Raw genomic sequence first — 18,071 nt, 5'->3', positions numbered from 1 at the left:
AATAGTAATGGAAAATTTGAAAAAAGCATTGCTGGAGCAGTTTGACTTGGTTTTCTCTGATGAGACCTTGTTGGAAACGGCTTTTACCCATACGAGCTATGCCAATGAGCACCGCCTCTTAAAAATTTCACACAATGAACGCTTGGAATTTTTAGGAGACGCTGTTCTGCAACTGATTATTTCGGAGTATCTGTATACCAAGTATCCTAAGAGGCCAGAGGGAGACCTGTCTAAGCTGCGTTCCATGATTGTTCGGGAGGAGAGCTTGGCAGGCTTTGCCCGAGATTGTCAGTTTGATCAGTTTATCAAGCTGGGACGCGGAGAGGAGAAGTCTGGCGGCCGGAATCGTGATACGATTTTAGGTGATTTGTTCGAGGCCTTTTTAGGTGCCTTGCTCTTAGATAAGGGTGTGGAAGCAGTCAAAAGTTTTCTCTATCAAGTCATGATTCCCAAGGTTGAAGCGGGAGATTTTGAGCGGGTGACGGACTATAAGACCAAGCTGCAGGAGTTGCTGCAGATTAATGGTGATGTGGAAATTGCCTATCAGGTCGTCTCTGAGACAGGGCCGGCTCATGCCAAAAATTTCGAGGTGGCTGTTCTTATCAATGGCCGCAAGTCCGGTCAAGGCCAGGGGCGTTCTAAAAAGCTGGCCGAGCAGGAAGCTGCTAAAAACGCATTTGAAAAGGAAAGTTCTTCATGTTTTTAAAGGAAATTGAAATTCAGGGCTTCAAGTCATTTGCTGATAAGACTAAAGTTGTCTTTGATCAGGGAGTGACAGCGGTTGTTGGGCCAAACGGTTCCGGCAAGTCCAACATTACAGAGAGCCTGCGCTGGGCCTTGGGAGAGTCCAGTGTGAAAAGTCTGCGGGGCGGCAAGATGCCCGATGTGATTTTTGCGGGAACAGAAACCCGCAAGCCCCTTAATTACGCATCAGTGGTAGTGGTTCTGGATAACAGCGACCAATTTATCAAGGATGCTGCCAATGAGATTCGGGTGGAGCGTCACATTTACCGCAGCGGTGATAGTGAGTATAAGATTGACGGTAAAAAAGTCCGTCTGCGTGATGTCCATGATCTTTTCATGGATACAGGGCTGGGACGAGATTCCTTCTCCATCATTTCCCAAGGGAAGGTTGAGGAAATCTTCAACAGCAAGCCAGAGGAACGTCGGGCAATCTTTGAAGAAGCTGCTGGAGTGCTTAAGTATAAGACGCGTCGTAAGGAAACGGAAAGCAAGCTTAGTCAAACCCAGGATAATCTGGACCGTCTGGAAGACATTATCTACGAGCTGGAGAGCCAGATCAAGCCCTTGGAGAAGCAGGCTGAAACTGCTAAGCGCTTCTTGAGTCTGGATGGCCAGCGCCGAGAGCTTTACTTGGATGTTTTGGTCGCTCAGCTGACAGCTAATAAGGAAAAGTTGATCAAGGCTGAAGAAGATTTAACGAATATCCAGCAGGAGCTGGCAGCCTACTACAGCAAGCGCGATGAGCTGGAAGTTGAAAACCAAACCTTGAAGGCCAAGCGCCATGAGCTCAATCAAACTTTGTCTGATGATCAAGCTAGTTTGCTGGAATTGACCCGCTTAATCAGTGATTTGGAGCGTCAGATTGACCTTTCTAAGTTGGAGTCCAGCCAGGCAGCGACGAGCCGTCGGGAAAATGAAGAACGCTTGGCTGCTCTGTCAGAAAAACTGGCTCAGATAGAAAGCAACATAGAAGACAAGCAGGCTGAATTGAGCCAAATAGCTGCCAAACTGAGTGACAATGAGCAGTCTATCGCTTCTTTGGAAGCAGAATTAGTAGACTTTTCAGATGATCCAGACCAGCTGATTGAACATCTGCGTGAGCAGTATGTCAAGCTCATGCAGGAAGAGGCAAATCTTTCTAATGACTTGACTTCTCTGGAGAGTCAGCTGGCTAGTGAGCTTAAATTGGCTGAGAGCAAGAAAGCTGACTATGCTAAGCTGCAGGCTGATTTGGAGGCTAGTCAGGCGCAGGAGCAAGCTGGTTTGGAGGAGTTAGAAATTGCTCGCCAAGCCCTCAAGAATCTACTAGCAGACTACCAAAGTCAGGTTCAGTTGGTAGAGAAGCTAGAGGCTGATTATAAGCATCAGCAGACTAAGATGTTTGAGCTTTTGGACGACCTCAAAAACAAGCAAGCACGTTCCAATAGCTTGGAGGCCATTCTTAAAAATCACAGCAATTTCTATGCTGGGGTTAAGAGTGTGCTGCAGGAGGCTGGCCGTCTAGGTGGCATTGTTGGAGCTGTTAGCGAAAAGCTTAGCTTCGATCCCCACTATCAGACAGCGCTGGAAATTGCGCTGGGAGCCAGCAGTCAGAATATCATCGTGGAAGATGAGGCGGCAGCGACTCGGGCTATCGAATTTCTGAAGAAAAATCGGGCTGGCCGAGCAACATTCCTACCTTTAACAACCATCAAGCCGCGTCAGCTGCCTGACCATAACCGTGCTACGATTGAAAAAAGTGCTGGTTTTCTGGGACTAGCCTCTTCTCTAGTCAGTTATGACCCATCGTTAGACAGTATTTTTCAAAATCTGCTGGGAACGACCGCTATTTTTGATACAGTGGAGCATGCCCGAGCAGCGGCTCATCAAGTGCGCTATCAGGTTCGTATGGTGACTTTGGATGGAACAGAGCTTCGGACTGGCGGTTCCTATGCCGGTGGTGCCAACCGCAATAACAATACTATCTTTATCAAGCCGGAGCTAGATGCTTTGCTTGAGGAGATTAAGCAGAAAAATGTCAGCTTGAAAGAGCAGGAAGAAGCAGTGCAAATTCTGCAAAACCAGCTAAGTCAGGCTAAGCAGGTATTGGAACAAATCAAGACAGACGGTGAGCAGGCTCGCTTGGCTGAGCAAAAGGCTAATCTAGCCTATGAACAGTTAGCCAAGCGCGTAGAAGAGCTCACAAGTCTGAAAAATCTACAAGAACAGGAGTTGGCTGATCAATCTGCTTTGGATATTTCAGAAGAGAAAGACCGACTGCAGACCCGCTTGACCGAGGTTGAGCAAGAAAAAACGGACATCACTGCAGAAATAGAGCAGGTTAAGTCAAACAAAGATGCTGTTCAGGCTCGTTTCGACAAGCTTTCCTCTCGCCTAGCAGAACTCAAGCTCCAGCGGACAGAACTGACCTCCAACCAACGCTTTGAAAAGAATGACTTGGAACGTCTGTCCAAGGAAAAAGCCAGCCTTGCAAAAGAGCAGTCGACCTTGGAACTTTTGATGGAGCAAAAGGAGCAGTCCAGCTTGCAAAAGGTGGATATTACGATTCTGGAAGGTCAATTAGAGACCGCCAAGCAAGAAAAGAGTGAGCTGGATCAAAGACTGATTCGTCTGAAATTTGAGCTTGAAGATTTAGAAGGTCAGTCTGACGATATTGCCAGTCGTTTGGAGCAAGCCCGCCATCAAAATGAAGAATTGATTCGCCGGCAAGCCAAGGCAGAGGCAGAAAAGGATAAGCTCATGGATGTCATGCGCCGTCTGGCAAGCAATCTGACAGATGACTATCAGATGAGCTTCGAAGAAGCGAGCAGCCAGGCTCGTCCGTTAGAAAGTTTACCAGCTGCTGAAAGCCAGGTGAAGGATCTGGAAAAAGCCATTCGAGCTTTAGGTCCGGTAAATCTGGAAGCAGTTGAGCAGTTTGAAGAAGTCAGCAATCGTTTGAACTTCCTAAACGAGCAGCGAGACGATGTCCTATCAGCCAAAAATCTGCTCTTAGAGACGATTGAAGAGATGAATGACGAAGTCAAGGAACGCTTTAAATCAACCTTTGAAGCCATTCGTGAAAGCTTCAAGGTGACTTTCCGTCAGATGTTTGGCGGTGGTTCTGCAGACCTGATATTGACGGAGGGAGACTTGCTGACGGCTGGTGTAGAAATCTCCGTGCAGCCACCTGGCAAGAAAATCCAGTCGCTTAATCTGATGAGCGGTGGTGAGAAGGCCTTGTCAGCTTTGGCTCTGCTCTTCTCTATCATCCGCGTTAAGACCATTCCTTTTGTCATCTTGGACGAGGTGGAAGCAGCGCTGGACGAAGCCAATGTTAAACGCTTTGGGGATTATCTCAATCGATTTGACAAGGACAGCCAGTTCATCGTGGTCACTCACCGTAAGGGAACCATGTCAGCTGCAGACTCTATTTACGGAGTTACCATGCAGGAGTCTGGGGTTTCCAAGATTGTCTCGGTCAAGTTAAAAGATTTAGAAAGTATGTAACATGAGTATAAAATTAGTAGCAACGGATATGGATGGCACCTTTTTAGACAGTAAAGGTCAGTTTGATATGGATCGCCTCAAGCAAGTTTTGGCTCGCTTCAAAGAAAAAGGCATGTATTTTGCCGTAGCCAGCGGACGGGGCCTCTTGTCGCTGGAAAAGCTGTTTGAGGAAGTGCGCAATGAGATTATTTTTATTGCTGAAAACGGTAGTTTAGTGGAATTTCATGGCGAGGATCTCTATGAAGCAACTATGCCTCGGGACTTTTACCTCAAGGTTTTTGACAAGCTGCAGGAATCACCCTATGTCAATGTCAACGAGCTGCTTTTGACAGGCAAACGTGCCTGCTATGTCTTGGAGACTGTGGATCCGACCTATCTTTCTTTCAGTGCTCATTATAATGAAAACATTCAAAAAGTGGCTAGCCTGGCTGATATCGACGATGATATTTTTAAGTTTACGACCAATTTTGCTGAGGACCAAGTCGCAGCTGGTGAAGCCTGGGTCAATGAGAATATCGATGGAGTCAAGGCCATGACAACTGGCTACAAGTCCATTGACATCGTTCTGGACCATGTGGATAAGGGGGTTGCCATTGTCGAGCTAGCCAAGAAGCTAGACATAGATCTTTCTCAGGTTATGGTCTTTGGTGATAATCTCAATGATTTGCACATGATGCAGGTGGTTGGCTATCCGATTGCGACTGAAAATGCTCGCCCTGAGATTTTAGAAGTCGCCAAGGAAGTCATCGGTCACCATGATGCTCAGTCGGTTATCACTTACATGGAGGGATTATAATGGCAGATATAAAACTAATAGCTCTGGACTTGGATGGAACTCTTCTGAATTCAGACAAGAAGATTTCTGAGCGTAATTTAGCGGCTTTAAAAGCAGCTCAGGCCAAGGGAGTTAAGGTAGTTCTGACTACTGGACGCCCTCTTAAGGCCATGGACTTTTTCCTGCATGAGCTGGGAACAGACGGTCGAGAGGATGAGTACACCATTACTTTTAATGGTGGTCTTGTTCAGCGCAACACTGGAGAAATCCTCGATAAAACAGTCTTTTCTTATGATGATGTAGCCCGGATTTATGAGGAGGCGGACAAGCTCCATATCCCGCTTGATGCTATCTGCGAAGGACTTGTCTATCAGATTCAATCCGATCAAGATTCGCTTTATGCTCAGTTCAATCCTGCTCTGACTTTTGAGTCTATTGATTTCAGTGATTTGTCCAGCCAGCAGACTTATAATAAGTGTGTCACCGCTTATGCTCAAGAACCACTGGATGCGGCCATTGAACAAATCTCTCCAGAATTATTTGAGCGCTATGAGATTTTCAAATCTAGAGAAATGCTGCTGGAGTGGTCCCCTAAAAATGTCCATAAGGCCAATGGTTTGGAGAAACTGATTGCCCATTTAGGCATTGAGAGAAGTCAGGTCATGGCCTGTGGTGATGAAGCCAACGATCTGTCTATGATTGAGTGGGCTGGTCTGGGAGTGGCCATGCAGAATGCAGTAGCCATCGTCAAAGAAGCAGCCAATGTGGTGACACCTATGAGCAATGATGAGGATGCAGTGGCTTGGGCTATTGAAGAATATGTACTAAAGGAGGATTAGCCGATGGGATTATTTGACCGCCTTTTCGGCCGAAAAAAACAAGAACCGCCGATTGAAGAAGTTGTCAAGGAAGCATTGGAAAACATTGGCGAGCTTGAAGAAGAAACAGCGTCTGTTCCAGAAGCAGGAGAAAATCTTGAAGCGGAAGCTGTTCAGTCCTATCAGGACGAGCAGCCACTTGATGACCAAATTTCGGATACAAAAGATAGTTTGGCTGATGTTGAAGAGCAGTTAGTAACAGAAGAGCTTGCATCTCAAGCTATCCAAGAAGAAAGCAAGGGGCCAGAGCATGAAAGAGAAACTATTGCAGAAAATCAAGAAGTGGCTCAAGGAGCAACTCAGACTGAAGAAACTCTAGAAGAGCACCAGCCTGAAAGCAGTGACGAAACGGTAGAAGAACTTGTTGAACAAACAGACCTGTCAGATGAAGCATTATCTCATACTGAACATGAAGCTACTTCTTATGACGAGGTGACAACTGATTCAATTAATGAGTTCGAGCTAGAAACAGAAGCTGGGCCACTAACAGAATCTGAACAGGTCGATCAATCAGCTGATGTTGCTGAAGAATCAGAAGCAGTAGCTACAGAAGATTCTGCTGAACTTCCTCAAGAGGAATCCACTCAGGAAAAATATGACCGCAGCCTAAAGAAGACTCGGACAGGATTTGGAGCACGGCTCAATGCCTTCTTTGCTAATTTCCGCTCAGTAGATGAAGAGTTCTTCGAAGACTTGGAAGAGCTGCTCATCACTAGTGATGTAGGAGTTCAAGTGGCTTCCAGTCTGACTGAGGAACTACGCTATGAAGCCCGTCTGGAAAATGCTAAAAAACCAGCTGCTCTGCGCCAGCTGATTATTGAAAAATTGGTGGACATTTATGAGAAAGATGGCCGCTTTAATGAAAAAATCAATTTCCAAAATGGGCTGACTGTCATGCTCTTTGTTGGGGTCAACGGAGTCGGTAAAACGACCTCTATCGGCAAACTAGCCTATAAGTACAAACAACAAGGCAAGAAAGTCATGTTAGTAGCAGCAGATACATTCCGAGCTGGAGCAGTAGCTCAGCTGGCTGAATGGGGTCGGCGCGTAGATGTTCCTGTAGTGACGGGGCCTGAGAAGAGCGATCCTGCCAGCGTGGTATATGACGGTATGGAGCGTGCTCAGGCAGAGCAGGTTGATGTTCTTATGATTGACACGGCTGGCCGCCTGCAAAATAAGGACAACCTCATGGCAGAGCTAGAGAAAATTGGCCGTATTATTAAGCGGGTGGATCCAGAAGCACCGCATGAAACTTTCCTAGCTCTCGATGCTTCAACTGGTCAGAATGCTCTGGTTCAGGCCAAGGAATTTTCTAAAATCACCCCAGTCACAGGAATTGTACTGACGAAGATTGATGGAACAGCTCGAGGCGGGGTTGTGTTAGCTATTCGTCAGGAATTGGATATTCCGGTCAAGCTGATTGGCTTTGGAGAAAAGATTGATGATATCGGTGAGTTCAACTCAGAGAACTTTATGAAAGGCCTGCTTGAAGGCTTGGTATAAAACAAAAAAGCCAGTACACGTACTGGCTTTTTATGAACAATTTTTAAATTTTATTTGTTTGGAGACCACTGCCAGTCAGCTCCAAATTCTCTAAGGAGTTCAAAGGAAGCATCTGGTCCCATAGAACCGACAGGATACTCATGGAGAGGCACTTCATTGCTATGCCAGAGCTCTTCAATCTGATCAATCAGCTCCCAGCTGGAGCGGACTTCATCCCAGTGGCTGAAGTTGGTTGAGTCATTGTTGAGGACGTCAAAGATTAATTTTTCGTAAGGATCAGGGGAAGCACCGCTGGCTGTTGCGTCTGTTCGATAGTCCAGAGAGAGAGGAGCTAAGCTGAAGCGCTCGCCAACCTCTTTGCCATTCATGCTGAGAGAGAAGCCCTCAGTCGGCTGGATATGAATGGTCAGAACATTTGGTGCTAATTCCTCACCAAAGATAGACTCCATCTGCTTAAAGACAATATTGACAAGAGTGCCTTTTTCAGTGAGGCGTTTACCAGTTCGGAAGAAAAATGGAACATCACGGAAACGATCGCTATTTACAAAGAAAGCTCCTGAAGCAAAAGTCTCGGTCATGGAGTCAGGATTGACATTAGGTTCACTTCGGTAGGAGATGTATTTCTTGCCTTTGACTGTGCCAGACTTATACTGACCGCGGATAAAGAAGCGTTTTAAGTCTTCTTTATCGGGCTGTACCAAGCGCTCAAAAACTTTGATTTTCTCTGCCCGAATGTCTTCTTTGCTGAAGCTTTTCGGCTTGTCCATAGCTAAGAGTGACAGGAGCTGCAAGGTATGATTCTGCACCATATCCCGTAGAGCACCGGACTGGTCATAGTAACCGCCGCGTTCTTCGACACCAAGCTTTTCGGCAAAGGTAATCTGGACATTGTCAATGTAGTCACGATTCCAGATATTTTCAAAGAGAAGATTGGCAAAGCGGATAGCGAAGATGCTCTGAATCATTTCCTTGCCTAGATAATGATCAATACGGAAAATCTGCTCTTCATTAAAGGCAGCCAAGAGTTCTTCATTAAGTTGGCTGGCAGTTGCTAAGTCTGTTCCGAAAGGTTTTTCGACAATCAGACGTTCAAATCCTTTGCCATCTACAATGTTTTCAGACTTGAGGTGTTTGGCAATGGTACCGAAAAATTGCGGAGCCATGGACAGAAAGAAGAGTTTATTGTGCTCGGCTTGGTATTGCTCATTGAGTCGGTTTTGAAGCTTGCGCAGCTCAATGTAGTGCTCGGTATCTTGCACATCATGACTTTGATAGTAGAAGTGGCTGGCAAACTCTTGGGCTTGCTCTGGGCTGTCAGCTAAATCAGCGATTGCCTCGACGACGACAGACTCAAAATACTCCTTGCTCCAAGGCCGGCGGGCTGTTCCAATAACTGCAAAATGCTTGGAAAGATTGCCAGACTTATAGAGCCTGAAGAGGGATGGATAGAGTTTTCTTTTGGCCAAGTCACCGCTGGCTCCGAAAATTGTTACAATAACTTTTGAAGACATCCTGATACCTATTTTCTAAATGATGTCTCTATTTTATCACAATTTTTCTAAAGATTGTATTCAGAAATTCGGTTTCTGAAAAGGGAGACAAATGGAAAGAATTTGACCGCTGCTTGAAACATATTCAAATAAAAAAAAATGAGGCTAAGACACGATTGTGCCAGCCTCGTTTTCTTTATTCAAATACCCGATAAACGTAAGGGTTGTCCGGTTTTTCTACCTTATCAAAGCTTTCAACTTCTAGAGTTGGAAGGCTTTGCCCCAGACTTTTATGGTAGTGCATGGTAATTTTCCCCTTGGCATGAATCCAGGTATTATTCTCGAAATGCTGGGTATTTCCAGTCGTCAAGAGGCCATAGACACCTGAGTCGGCGATACAATGGATAATACCGAAGCGAAAGAGAAACTGACTTTTCTGGTCGCTGGGGTCATTGTAGACGAAGCCGGTGAACTCCAGCGTCTTACCCACAAACTCGTCGGGATAATCATAGATGACTTCCATGATTTCCATGTAGTTCTCAGTTGTGACCTGAATGGTATCTTGCTTAACATATTTCTTAGCGGCTGCCCGCATTTCTTTTTCGTAAGCCCCTTTAGTAAAGTAGGTGCTGGTGTCGGGCTTCAGGTATTGGCTGGTTGTGCCTTCGTCCTGCTGAATAGCAGTTGAAGTTCCCTCAGCCAGCGGGAAATGAAATCCTTTAGCCGAAACTGTTGTCGAATCCAAGGTTACAGTTGGAAAGAAAATTCCTACAAAAAGCGGAATGACAAGGAGCAGCACGCTGCCTAACTTGGCCCAGCGAGTGCTTAAATGACTGTGAACCTCCATCTTCTTCATCCAGATGATAAGCTGCACAACTGCCAAGACAAAAGACAGAATCATAGACAAGTAGGCCAGATAGGAATAGTGGAGATTGATATATTGATTTAGCTTGCCCGTCAGCTGCAGATACATGGTGATCTCAAAGTAGCCGACTAAGATTAGAAATCGAATCATAGCACCACCCCCACAAGCCAAGAGTAAAGAAAGACGGCGACGGTAACTAGGCTGATAAATTGCCAGATAAAGCGTGTCTTAAAGTAGTTTTTCATCATCAGAAGATTCTTGACATCTAGCATAGGCCCAATGACCAAGAAAGCTAAGACTGGCGATAAGCCGAAGCTAGCAATCAAGGAGCTCCCGATAAAAGCATCAGCTTCGCTGCAAAGTGAGAGCAGGAAGGACAGCAGCATGAGGAGGAGAATAGCAACAGCCGGTGTCGAGCTAATAGAGGTCAGGATTCTGGTTGGAACATAGACCTGGACCAGGCTGGCGAAGAGACAGCCAAAGACCAGATAGCGGCCTGTATCGAAAAATTCATCAATGGCCTGCACAAATACCTGAAATAGCTTTTGTCCTTTGCTGAGATGTGAAAAGTCATGCTCATGAACAGCCTTGCGATTTTCTTTTTGAATATTGCTGTCTGCAAAGAAGCCCAGAAAAATCCCTAAAAGAATAGCCACGACCATAGAACCTAAAGCACGAAGCAGAGCCATTCGGAAGGAATTACCAAAGGCTGAATAGGTCGCAAAGAGCACGATGGGGTTGATGACTGGAGCCGTTACCAGAAAAGGGACAGCCGTGTAACTGGGAACTTTCTTTTCAAGAAACCGATTTATAATGGGAACAATTCCGCACTCGCAAGAGGGGAAGGCAAAACCAATCAAGCTCCCAAAGAAAATCCGAGCCCATTTGTTCTTGGGTAGGAAACGATAAACCTTGTCCGGCGTGACATACACCTCGATAAAGCCAGAAATGATACTTCCAATCAAGACAAAAGGCAGGGCTTCAATGATAATGGAGAGAAAGATGGCGCCGGCTTGCAAGACACTGGCCGGCAGCTGAGAGAAGAAGCTCATTCTTTCTTATCCTTCTCATTTTTAGATTTTTTCTTGTCTTCCCCAGGGAACTCTACTTTTTCAATCTTGGGCAGGGTCGCAAACTCCTCGAACATCTTGTCCAAATCATCTGATCTAGTAAATTTAACAGCCATAAAGGCACCTCATTTCTAAAATAATAATTCTATTATACTACCAATTATCAAAAAATGAAATTTTGAAACATAGCTCACTCAATACATAAAATTTACCCTAAATTTTTTTGTACAAATAGTACTAAATAGTTCTAAAACTGCCTATCTTTCAAAGCACTTGTGATATAATAGGATTGTTATGGAAAATATAAATATTGAAAAGATTGCCCAGAAATTGGGCCTTAAAGAAAGCCAAGTATCACAGGTCCTAGATCTGACCGCTGAGGGAAATACGATTCCTTTTATTGCTCGTTACCGTAAGGAAATGACAGGAAATCTGGATGAGGTCGAGATTAAGGCAATCATTGACCTAGATAAGAGCATGACTGCTTTGGCAGAGCGTAAAGCAACGGTTTTAGCTAAGATTGAGGAGCAGGGAAAACTTACGGATGCTCTGCGCTCTGAGATTGAAGCTGCTGAAAAGCTGGCAGATGTGGAAGAGATTTATCTGCCTTACAAGGAGAAGCGCCGTACCAAGGCAACCATTGCCCGTGAAGCAGGTCTCTTTCCTTTGGCCCGCTTAATCCTACAGGATGCGGCTAATCTGAAGGAAGAAGCTGAGAAACTTACTAGTGAAGCCTTTCCAACATCAGAAGCAGCTCTAGCTGGAGCAGTGGATATTCTGACTGAAGCAATTTCTGAAGATACCAAGCTGCGGGCTTGGACCTACTATGAGATGCAGACCAATTCTTCTATCGTATCCAGTCTCAAAGACGGGGATTTGGATGAAAAGCAGGTCTTCCAGATTTATTATGATTTTTCCGAAAAAGTAGCGATCATGCAAGGCTACCGTACCTTGGCTCTTAACCGTGGTGAGAAGCTAGGTATTCTCAAGGTTGGTTTTGAGCACAATCTTGAGAAAATTCTGCGCTTCTTTGAAGTACGCTTCAAGGTGAAAAATGCCTATATTATTGAAGCAGTTCAGCAAGCGGTTAAAAAGAAAATCATTCCAGCCATGGAGCGCCGTATTCGGACCGAGCTGACTGAGGCTGCTGAGGATGGGGCGATTCAACTCTTCTCAGATAACCTCCGTCATCTCCTCCTAATTGCTCCTCTCAAAGGTCGTGTAGTACTGGGCTTTGACCCAGCCTTTCGGACAGGAGCCAAGCTAGCTGTTGTTGATGCAACAGGTAAGATGCTGACGACTCATGTCATCTATCCCGTTCCACCAGCAAAGCCAGCTCAGATTGAAGCATCTAAGAAAGAGTTATCGGAGCTGATTGAGCAGTTTGGCGTGGAAATCATTGCCATTGGAAATGGAACGGCCAGCCGAGAAAGCGAAGCCTTTGTAGCAGAAGTTTTGAAATCTCATCCAAATGTCAGCTATGTCATCGTCAATGAGAGCGGAGCATCTGTCTACTCTGCTAGTGAACTGGCTCGTCATGAGTTTCCAGATTTGACTGTTGAAAAGCGCTCAGCTATTTCCATTGCCCGCCGTCTGCAGGATCCTTTGGCTGAGCTGGTTAAGATTGATCCTAAGTCTATCGGGGTTGGTCAGTACCAGCATGATGTCAGCCAGAAAAAGCTGTCTGAAAGTCTGGACTTTGTCGTTGATACCGTGGTTAACCAAGTCGGGGTCAATATCAACACCGCTAGTCCTGCCCTTCTGGCTCACGTAGCTGGTCTTAATAAAACTATCTCAGAAAATATTGTCAAGTACCGGGAAACGGAAGGCTTGATTCGGTCTCGCGAGGCTATCAAGAAAGTGCCGCGTCTAGGCGCAAAGGCTTTTGAACAGGCAGCCGGCTTCCTGCGTATTCCCGAAAGTGATAACTTGCTAGACAATACAGGCGTTCACCCAGAGTCTTATAAGGCAGTGGAGGAGCTCTTTAAGCGTCTTGAAATTAGCAGTTTGGATGAAGCAGCCCAAGCCAAATTAAAAGCAGTGCAGACTGCTAGTTTGGCTGCAGAGCTAGGATTGGGAGAAGAAACCCTCAAAGATATTATTGCTGATTTGCTCAAGCCTGGCAGAGATTTGCGAGATTCCTTTGACGCACCAGTTCTGCGGCAAGATGTCTTGGATATCAAGGATCTGCGCATCGGTCAAAAGCTGGAAGGGGTCGTCCGCAATGTCGTTGATTTCGGAGCCTTTGTGGATATCGGTATCCACGAAGATGGTCTTATTCATATCTCCAAGCTGAGCACAGACTATATCAAGCATCCTAGTCAGGTCCTATCTGTTGGTGATTTAGTCACAGTCTGGGTGGATAAATTGGATGTGGAGCGGGAGAAGGTCAACCTCTCTCTGATAGCACCAAATGAATCTAACTGAGTACGTCAAGCGGGTTTCAGTTGAAGATTTTGGCTGGGAATTCCGCCACCAAGCCTATTGGAACAAGCGTCTCCGCACTACAGGGGGACGCTTCTTTCCTAAAGATGGTCATCTGGATTTCAACCCAAAAATCTATGAAACTTTTGGGCTGGCGACCTTTCGAAAAATTGTGCGCCATGAGTTAGCTCACTATCACCTCTATTATCAGGGCAAAGGTTACCGCCATGGGGATAGAGATTTTAAAGACCTGCTCAAGCGAGTTGATGGTCTACGCTACGCTCCATCCTTGTCCAACTTGCAAACCTTTCTCATCTATGAATGCCTGAGCTGCGGAGCACTTATCCGTCGCAGACGCAGAGTCAATCTTCAAAAATACCGGTGCGGACGCTGTATGGGCAAGCTCCGTTTGTCGGAGAACGCTTGATAAACCAGCAAGAGAGTTCATTGAAGAACTCTCTTTTTTAAAAGAATGAATTTTCTAAACTATAATCAGCCTTTGGCCCGATTGTTTTTCTGTGAAATATGGTAGAATAAAGTAAATATGATCATTGAGGTCTCTATCATGAACGTGAAATTCTATAAGTTGAAAAAGAATCGACTGATTTCCGGTGTCTTGTCTGGTCTGTCTGATAAATTTGATTTTGATCTGAGCCTAGTGCGCTTCCTCTTTATTATCTTTACTGTGGTCAATTTCGGCTTGGGAATTCTCATCTATATCCTGCTAGCTATGGTTATGCCTTATAAAGAAGACATAGAAGAGGAAATGTACGGAACTGGCCCACGCAAACGAAAAGAAGCGGAAGCTATCAAAGACGATAAAGACGGCTGGTTTTGGTAATTCTTAATAAGATAGAAAATTTCGGGATGCACTCCCGATTTTTTACTTGAAGTCGGGAATGTTGGGGTAAGACTTTTCTATGCCTTGATTAATTTTCTGCTTGCTTCTTTTAGATAAACTTTCAAAAAGAAGCAGGCTAGAAAACCAGGTAAATTTACACTTAAAAACTCCACTAAAATATTAGTAATTCATCCAAGGAGGAAATATGGCAGAAATTTGGAATGCTTATGACTTAAATCGAAATCAACTCCCTCATCTCCTGGTTCGAGGAGAAAAAATTCCTGAAGGACAGTTTCATCTATGTGTTAATGTCTTGGTTCGTCACCAGGATGGTGATATTCTCTTTATGCGGCGATCAGCCAATAAAAGCCTTTATCCTGGCTATTATGAGTTCGGAGCAGGTGGCAGTGTGCTGGCTGGAGAGGATAGTCTGACAGCCGCCTTACGTGAATTAGAAGAAGAAACAGGCTTGGTTCCTGACAGCATCAGACTTTTGGAGCAGGTGTGCTCTATCAAAGATCAGTGCCATTTCGACTATTTTGAAGTGGTTGTATCTGGCGATAAGAGTCAAGTCCGCTATCAGGAAGGCGAAACAGATGCCCATGTCTGGTTGCCTCTGAAAGAGGTCCCAGATTTTGTAGAAAACCATCCTTGTTTTAATAACCAAAAGAAGATTCTTAACAGCCTGCTTGACTAAGACCATGGCTGTTTTTCTATTTTTACTAAAAAGTTGATTTAAATCAAAATATTTTTTCGACCTAAAATCAATCTTAAAGATTCTTTTGAGGTAAAAATTTGCTATAATAGAAGCAGACAAATTTGAAGGGAGAAGACAATGTCAGTAAAGGTCAAAGACCTCTTAAAAATGTCTCGTCTGTCTCAGGAGTACGGAGATAAAGTTTTACTGGAGAAAGAAATTAAAACTTCAGATATTTCTCGGCCTGGACTTGAAATGACTGGATATTTTGATTTTTATACACCCGAGCGGATACAGCTGATTGGGATGAAAGAGTGGTCTTATCTGATGAAGATGAGCTCTCATAATCGCCATCAAGTACTGCTGAAAATGTTCCAGCCTGAGACGCCGGTGGTTATCATTGCTCGAAATTTAGAGATTCCTAAAGAAATGATTGATGCGGCTGATGAGAAGCAGGTTGCTATTCTTAGAAGCAAAGCCTCTACTAGCCGCTTGTCTGGAGAAATTTCCAGTTATCTTGATTCTCGGCTGGCTGAGAGAACCAGTGTTCATGGGGTCCTGATGGATATCTATGGCATGGGAGTTCTCATCCAAGGGGACAGTGGAATTGGTAAAAGTGAGACAGGACTTGAATTGGTTAAGCGTGGCCATCGTTTGGTTGCGGACGATCGAGTGGATATCTATGCTAAGGATGAAGTGACCCTTTGGGGAGAGCCGGCTGAAATCTTGCGACATCTATTAGAAATTCGTGGTGTTGGTATCATTGATGTCATGAGCTTATACGGAGCCAGTGCAGTCAAAGATTCTTCTCAAGTTCAGATAGCTGTCTATTTGGAGAATTACGATACTCAAAAAACTTTTGACCGTCTAGGTAATGATACAGAGGAGCTGGAGGTTGCCGGTGTTAGAATTCCACGTATTCGGATTCCTGTAAAGACTGGTCGCAATATCTCAGTCGTGATTGAGGCTGCAGCGATGAACTATCGAGCTAAGCAAATGGGCTATGATGCTACTAAGATCTTTGAAGAGCGCCTCACCGATTTAATTAGCCGGAATGAGGTGAAACATGATTGATCCAGTAGCTATCCAACTAGGGCCTATCAGTATTCGCTGGTATGCCATCTGTATTGTCACGGGCTTAGTTTTAGCCGTTTATCTTGCCATGAAAGAAGCTCCGCGTCGGAAGATTATTCCTGATGATATTTTGGATTTTATCCTAGTGGCTTTTCCCGTAGCTATCGTTGGTGCCCGGCTTTATTACGTGGCCTTCGAATGGGATTATTACGGTAAGAATCTGATAAAAATCATTGATTTCTGGAATGGCGGAATAGCAGGTATTGCCATTTACGGCGGGCTGATAGCTGGTGCCATTGTTCTCTACTTTTTCTGTCGGAGAAGGCTGATTCATCCGGTTGATTTTCTAGATATCGCAGCACCAAGTGTGATGATTGCCCAGAGTATTGGACGCTGGGGAAATTTTGCCAACCATGAGGCCTATGGTGCGGCAGTTAAGAGTTTGAACTACCTACCAAGCTTTATTCGTGAGAATATGTATATCGAAGGCAGTTACAGACAGCCAACTTTCCTCTATGAATCTCTATGGAACCTACTTGGTTTTATCGTGATTATTGTTCTACGCCGTCGGCCTAAGTTGCTGAGACAGGGAGAAATCGCCGCCTTCTATCTAATCTGGTATGGATTTGGTCGGATGATTATTGAGGGTATGCGGACGGACAGTCTCATGTTTGCTGGTCTGCGTGTTTCCCAATGGCTGTCGCTGATTCTTATTTTTGTCGGAATTGGCATTATCATTTACCAAAGAAAAAAGCAAGCTCCTTATTATCAAGAATAAGAAATGCTTAGAGCCGCTGACTCTTGTAAGAGATGTCTGCAATGAAAGGAGAGAAATATGATAATTGAAATTGCTTATGCTTTACTGGCGCTAGCCCTCATTATCTTCGTGATTTACTTGACGATTACTGTCAAAAATCTGGGCGAGAAAGCTGGTAAGATGCTAGATGAAACAGAAAATACTATCAAGGTCTTGACTTCTGATGTCAACGTGACCCTTCACCAAACCAATGATTTACTGGCCAAGGTCAATGTCTTAACTGACGACATCAATCAAAAAGTCGCAACCATTGATCCTTTGTTTACAGCTGTTGCGGACCTGTCTGAGTCCGTTTCAGATTTAAACGATCAGGCGCGTACACTGAGTAAAAAAGCAGTGTCTGCTGGTAAGGGAACCGTCAAAACTACAGCTGGTTTATCTGCTTTGCGTTTTGCTTCAAAATTGTTTAAAAAATAAGAAAGAAGGTCTACCATGGGAAAATTTTCATCACTGTTATTGGGTGCCATTACAGGTGCAGCTGCTGCCTATTTCCTGACCAGTAAGAAAGGAAAGGAAACGACAGACAAGGTTCGGGAGTTTGTTAAGGATTACCAAGAAAATCCTGACGATATTCATGAAGCTGTCGTTCAGTCTGCTAAAGACTTTTCAAATCAAGCTGTTAGCGCAATTCAACAGACCAAAGAAAAGGTTGAGAAAGGCGAAATCACGACAGAAACAGTTCTTGAATCTGTCAAAGAAACGACAAAATCAGTCGTTGACTACTCACAAGATAAGTTTAACGAAATCAAAGAAAAATTTGATAAAGAAGAAAGCAGCTTTGCAGAGGAAGAGCCTGTGATCTTCCAAGAGGAAGAAGAGGAACCTTCAGAAGAAATCATCATTGACTTCGGAGCAGAAGCGACAGAAGGTCAAGAAGAAAAGACTGCTGAAACTGATAATCAAGAAGAAAAATAAAACAAAGAAGCCTAGCAATTTTGCTAAGCTTCTTTGTTTGCTAGAATGAAAAAAACGAGGACATAAGGTGTCTTCGGTTTTTTCTTATATTTTAAAATCGTAGAATCACAAGGTTGGTTTATTTGTTAGTTTGGTGTTTCTTTGCGAACAGGCGATAAGATTGGATGCTAATCAGGCTGGAAGCAATGGCCAAAGCGAAAGACATAAATGTATTCATTTTTAAGCTCAAAAATACAAAGCTAAACAAAACTGTCAAGACACAGAAAACAGCAATATTCAAGAAGAAAAAGAGTTCGCTTAATCTTGGTGATGTTTCTGCTTCAGGCAAGTACTCTTGATAGAGTGGTGTTTGTTCAGATTCAATTTCTTGGTAGTAGTAGTCAGTTGGGTCATCATATTGTTGGTATTTTCTTACATGCATAATTCTCTCTCCTTACAGTACCCTCTAATTCTACCATTTTTTTGCAGTTTTATATATTACAAAAACGT

At 44.4% G+C, this 18,071-nt stretch carries 18 protein-coding genes; 13 read left to right on the top strand and 5 right to left on the bottom strand.

Features of this window, described 5'->3' with window-relative positions:
• Window positions 1–7 precede the first annotated feature (7 nt).
• The 5 genes from rnc to ftsY are packed head-to-tail and all read left to right on the top strand — an operon-like array spanning window position 8 to window position 7,389.
• Window positions 8–706: a ribonuclease III gene (rnc, locus tag HMPREF9389_RS01210; protein WP_002903151.1), complete on the top strand. Its 699-nt coding sequence runs from the start codon at window positions 8–10 to the stop codon at window positions 704–706.
• Window positions 697–4,233, top strand: coding sequence for a chromosome segregation protein SMC (gene smc, locus HMPREF9389_RS01215; protein ID WP_002931064.1), 3,537 nt, complete (start codon window positions 697–699; stop codon window positions 4,231–4,233). Before rnc ends, smc begins: the two co-directional genes overlap by 10 nt.
• A gap of 1 nt (window position 4,234) precedes the next feature.
• Window positions 4,235–5,029: a Cof-type HAD-IIB family hydrolase gene (locus tag HMPREF9389_RS01220; protein WP_002931063.1), complete on the top strand. Its 795-nt coding sequence runs from the start codon at window positions 4,235–4,237 to the stop codon at window positions 5,027–5,029.
• Complete coding sequence (locus tag HMPREF9389_RS01225; protein WP_002931062.1) at window positions 5,029–5,847, top strand: Cof-type HAD-IIB family hydrolase; 819 nt, start codon at window positions 5,029–5,031, stop codon at window positions 5,845–5,847. The genes HMPREF9389_RS01220 and HMPREF9389_RS01225 overlap by 1 nt, the downstream gene beginning before the upstream one ends.
• Window positions 5,848–5,850: 3 nt before the next feature.
• On the top strand, window positions 5,851–7,389 hold the full coding sequence (ftsY, locus tag HMPREF9389_RS01230; RefSeq protein ID WP_002931059.1) for a signal recognition particle-docking protein FtsY: 1,539 nt from the start codon (window positions 5,851–5,853) through the stop codon (window positions 7,387–7,389).
• Between the two features lie 50 nt (window positions 7,390–7,439).
• On the opposite strand, the gene zwf is transcribed toward ftsY, so the two are convergent.
• The 4 genes from zwf to HMPREF9389_RS12170 all read right to left on the bottom strand — a co-directional run bounded on the left by zwf (window position 7,440) and on the right by HMPREF9389_RS12170 (window position 10,930).
• Window positions 7,440–8,900, bottom strand: coding sequence for a glucose-6-phosphate dehydrogenase (gene zwf / locus HMPREF9389_RS01235; RefSeq protein WP_002931057.1), 1,461 nt, complete (start codon window positions 8,898–8,900; stop codon window positions 7,440–7,442).
• 175 nt (window positions 8,901–9,075) lie between these two features.
• The gene (locus tag HMPREF9389_RS01240) at window positions 9,076–9,894 is read right to left on the bottom strand and encodes a TIGR03943 family putative permease subunit (protein WP_002914763.1); all 819 of its coding nucleotides are present in this window, start codon (window positions 9,892–9,894) and stop codon (window positions 9,076–9,078) included.
• The gene (locus tag HMPREF9389_RS01245; protein WP_002931054.1) at window positions 9,891–10,796 is read right to left on the bottom strand and encodes a permease; all 906 of its coding nucleotides are present in this window, start codon (window positions 10,794–10,796) and stop codon (window positions 9,891–9,893) included. The genes HMPREF9389_RS01240 and HMPREF9389_RS01245 overlap by 4 nt, the downstream gene beginning before the upstream one ends.
• Window positions 10,793–10,930 carry an SPJ_0845 family protein gene (locus HMPREF9389_RS12170; protein ID WP_002931053.1) on the bottom strand — a complete coding sequence of 46 codons (138 nt, stop codon included), beginning with the start codon at window positions 10,928–10,930 and terminating at the stop codon, window positions 10,793–10,795. The genes HMPREF9389_RS01245 and HMPREF9389_RS12170 overlap by 4 nt, the downstream gene beginning before the upstream one ends.
• 178 nt (window positions 10,931–11,108) lie before the next feature.
• Between HMPREF9389_RS12170 and HMPREF9389_RS01250 the strand changes: the two genes are divergently transcribed.
• The 8 genes from HMPREF9389_RS01250 (at window position 11,109) to HMPREF9389_RS01285 (ending at window position 17,582) form a co-directional block, all read left to right on the top strand.
• Window positions 11,109–13,241 (top strand): Tex family protein, encoded by a 2,133-nt coding sequence (locus tag HMPREF9389_RS01250; protein WP_002931050.1) that lies wholly within the window; start codon window positions 11,109–11,111, stop codon window positions 13,239–13,241.
• Window positions 13,228–13,665 (top strand): SprT family protein, encoded by a 438-nt coding sequence (locus HMPREF9389_RS01255; protein WP_002931047.1) that lies wholly within the window; start codon window positions 13,228–13,230, stop codon window positions 13,663–13,665. The genes HMPREF9389_RS01250 and HMPREF9389_RS01255 overlap by 14 nt, the downstream gene beginning before the upstream one ends.
• Window positions 13,666–13,803: 138 nt before the next feature.
• The gene (locus HMPREF9389_RS01260) at window positions 13,804–14,079 is read left to right on the top strand and encodes a PspC domain-containing protein (RefSeq protein WP_032906743.1); all 276 of its coding nucleotides are present in this window, start codon (window positions 13,804–13,806) and stop codon (window positions 14,077–14,079) included.
• Window positions 14,080–14,284: 205 nt separating this feature from the next.
• Window positions 14,285–14,776 (top strand): NUDIX hydrolase, encoded by a 492-nt coding sequence (locus HMPREF9389_RS01265; protein ID WP_002931042.1) that lies wholly within the window; start codon window positions 14,285–14,287, stop codon window positions 14,774–14,776.
• A gap of 138 nt (window positions 14,777–14,914) precedes the next feature.
• Complete coding sequence (gene hprK, locus HMPREF9389_RS01270; RefSeq protein WP_002894971.1) at window positions 14,915–15,850, top strand: HPr(Ser) kinase/phosphatase; 936 nt, start codon at window positions 14,915–14,917, stop codon at window positions 15,848–15,850.
• The gene (lgt, locus tag HMPREF9389_RS01275; protein WP_002931036.1) at window positions 15,843–16,628 is read left to right on the top strand and encodes a prolipoprotein diacylglyceryl transferase; all 786 of its coding nucleotides are present in this window, start codon (window positions 15,843–15,845) and stop codon (window positions 16,626–16,628) included. The genes hprK and lgt overlap by 8 nt, the downstream gene beginning before the upstream one ends.
• 57 nt (window positions 16,629–16,685) lie before the next feature.
• A complete protein-coding gene (locus HMPREF9389_RS01280; RefSeq protein ID WP_002931034.1) occupies window positions 16,686–17,084 on the top strand; it encodes a DUF948 domain-containing protein in 399 nt (132 codons plus the stop codon).
• Between the two features lie 15 nt (window positions 17,085–17,099).
• A complete protein-coding gene (locus HMPREF9389_RS01285; protein WP_002931032.1) occupies window positions 17,100–17,582 on the top strand; it encodes a YtxH domain-containing protein in 483 nt (160 codons plus the stop codon).
• A 118-nt stretch (window positions 17,583–17,700) separates the two neighbouring features.
• Here the strand turns inward: HMPREF9389_RS01285 and HMPREF9389_RS01290 are convergent, their stop codons facing one another.
• Entirely contained in the window at window positions 17,701–18,003 is a 303-nt protein-coding gene (locus HMPREF9389_RS01290; RefSeq protein WP_002931029.1) for a DUF3270 domain-containing protein, read from the bottom strand.
• Window positions 18,004–18,071 lie beyond the last annotated feature (68 nt).

The organism is Streptococcus sanguinis SK355 (assembly GCF_000212855.1).
In the GTDB taxonomy this organism is placed as follows: Bacteria; Bacillota; Bacilli; order Lactobacillales; family Streptococcaceae; genus Streptococcus; species Streptococcus sanguinis_A.
This window is presented reverse-complemented; position numbering and strand designations above follow the sequence as displayed.

Coding starts and splice junctions, on each gene's coding strand:
- HMPREF9389_RS01225 (WP_002931062.1), top strand. CDS start 5,029: ATGGCAGATATAAAACTAATAGCTCTGGACTTGGATGGAACTCTTCTG.
- HMPREF9389_RS12170 (WP_002931053.1), bottom strand. CDS start 10,930: ATGGCTGTTAAATTTACTAGATCAGATGATTTGGACAAGATGTTCGAG.
- HMPREF9389_RS01255 (WP_002931047.1), top strand. CDS start 13,228: ATGAATCTAACTGAGTACGTCAAGCGGGTTTCAGTTGAAGATTTTGGC.
- HMPREF9389_RS01280 (WP_002931034.1), top strand. CDS start 16,686: ATGATAATTGAAATTGCTTATGCTTTACTGGCGCTAGCCCTCATTATC.
- hprK (WP_002894971.1), top strand. CDS start 14,915: ATGTCAGTAAAGGTCAAAGACCTCTTAAAAATGTCTCGTCTGTCTCAG.
- HMPREF9389_RS01290 (WP_002931029.1), bottom strand. CDS start 18,003: ATGCATGTAAGAAAATACCAACAATATGATGACCCAACTGACTACTAC.
- HMPREF9389_RS01245 (WP_002931054.1), bottom strand. CDS start 10,796: ATGAGCTTCTTCTCTCAGCTGCCGGCCAGTGTCTTGCAAGCCGGCGCC.
- HMPREF9389_RS01260 (WP_032906743.1), top strand. CDS start 13,804: ATGAACGTGAAATTCTATAAGTTGAAAAAGAATCGACTGATTTCCGGT.
- rnc (WP_002903151.1), top strand. CDS start 8: ATGGAAAATTTGAAAAAAGCATTGCTGGAGCAGTTTGACTTGGTTTTC.
- HMPREF9389_RS01265 (WP_002931042.1), top strand. CDS start 14,285: ATGGCAGAAATTTGGAATGCTTATGACTTAAATCGAAATCAACTCCCT.
- smc (WP_002931064.1), top strand. CDS start 697: ATGTTTTTAAAGGAAATTGAAATTCAGGGCTTCAAGTCATTTGCTGAT.
- HMPREF9389_RS01240 (WP_002914763.1), bottom strand. CDS start 9,894: ATGATTCGATTTCTAATCTTAGTCGGCTACTTTGAGATCACCATGTAT.
- lgt (WP_002931036.1), top strand. CDS start 15,843: ATGATTGATCCAGTAGCTATCCAACTAGGGCCTATCAGTATTCGCTGG.
- HMPREF9389_RS01220 (WP_002931063.1), top strand. CDS start 4,235: ATGAGTATAAAATTAGTAGCAACGGATATGGATGGCACCTTTTTAGAC.
- zwf (WP_002931057.1), bottom strand. CDS start 8,900: ATGTCTTCAAAAGTTATTGTAACAATTTTCGGAGCCAGCGGTGACTTG.
- HMPREF9389_RS01250 (WP_002931050.1), top strand. CDS start 11,109: ATGGAAAATATAAATATTGAAAAGATTGCCCAGAAATTGGGCCTTAAA.
- HMPREF9389_RS01285 (WP_002931032.1), top strand. CDS start 17,100: ATGGGAAAATTTTCATCACTGTTATTGGGTGCCATTACAGGTGCAGCT.
- ftsY (WP_002931059.1), top strand. CDS start 5,851: ATGGGATTATTTGACCGCCTTTTCGGCCGAAAAAAACAAGAACCGCCG.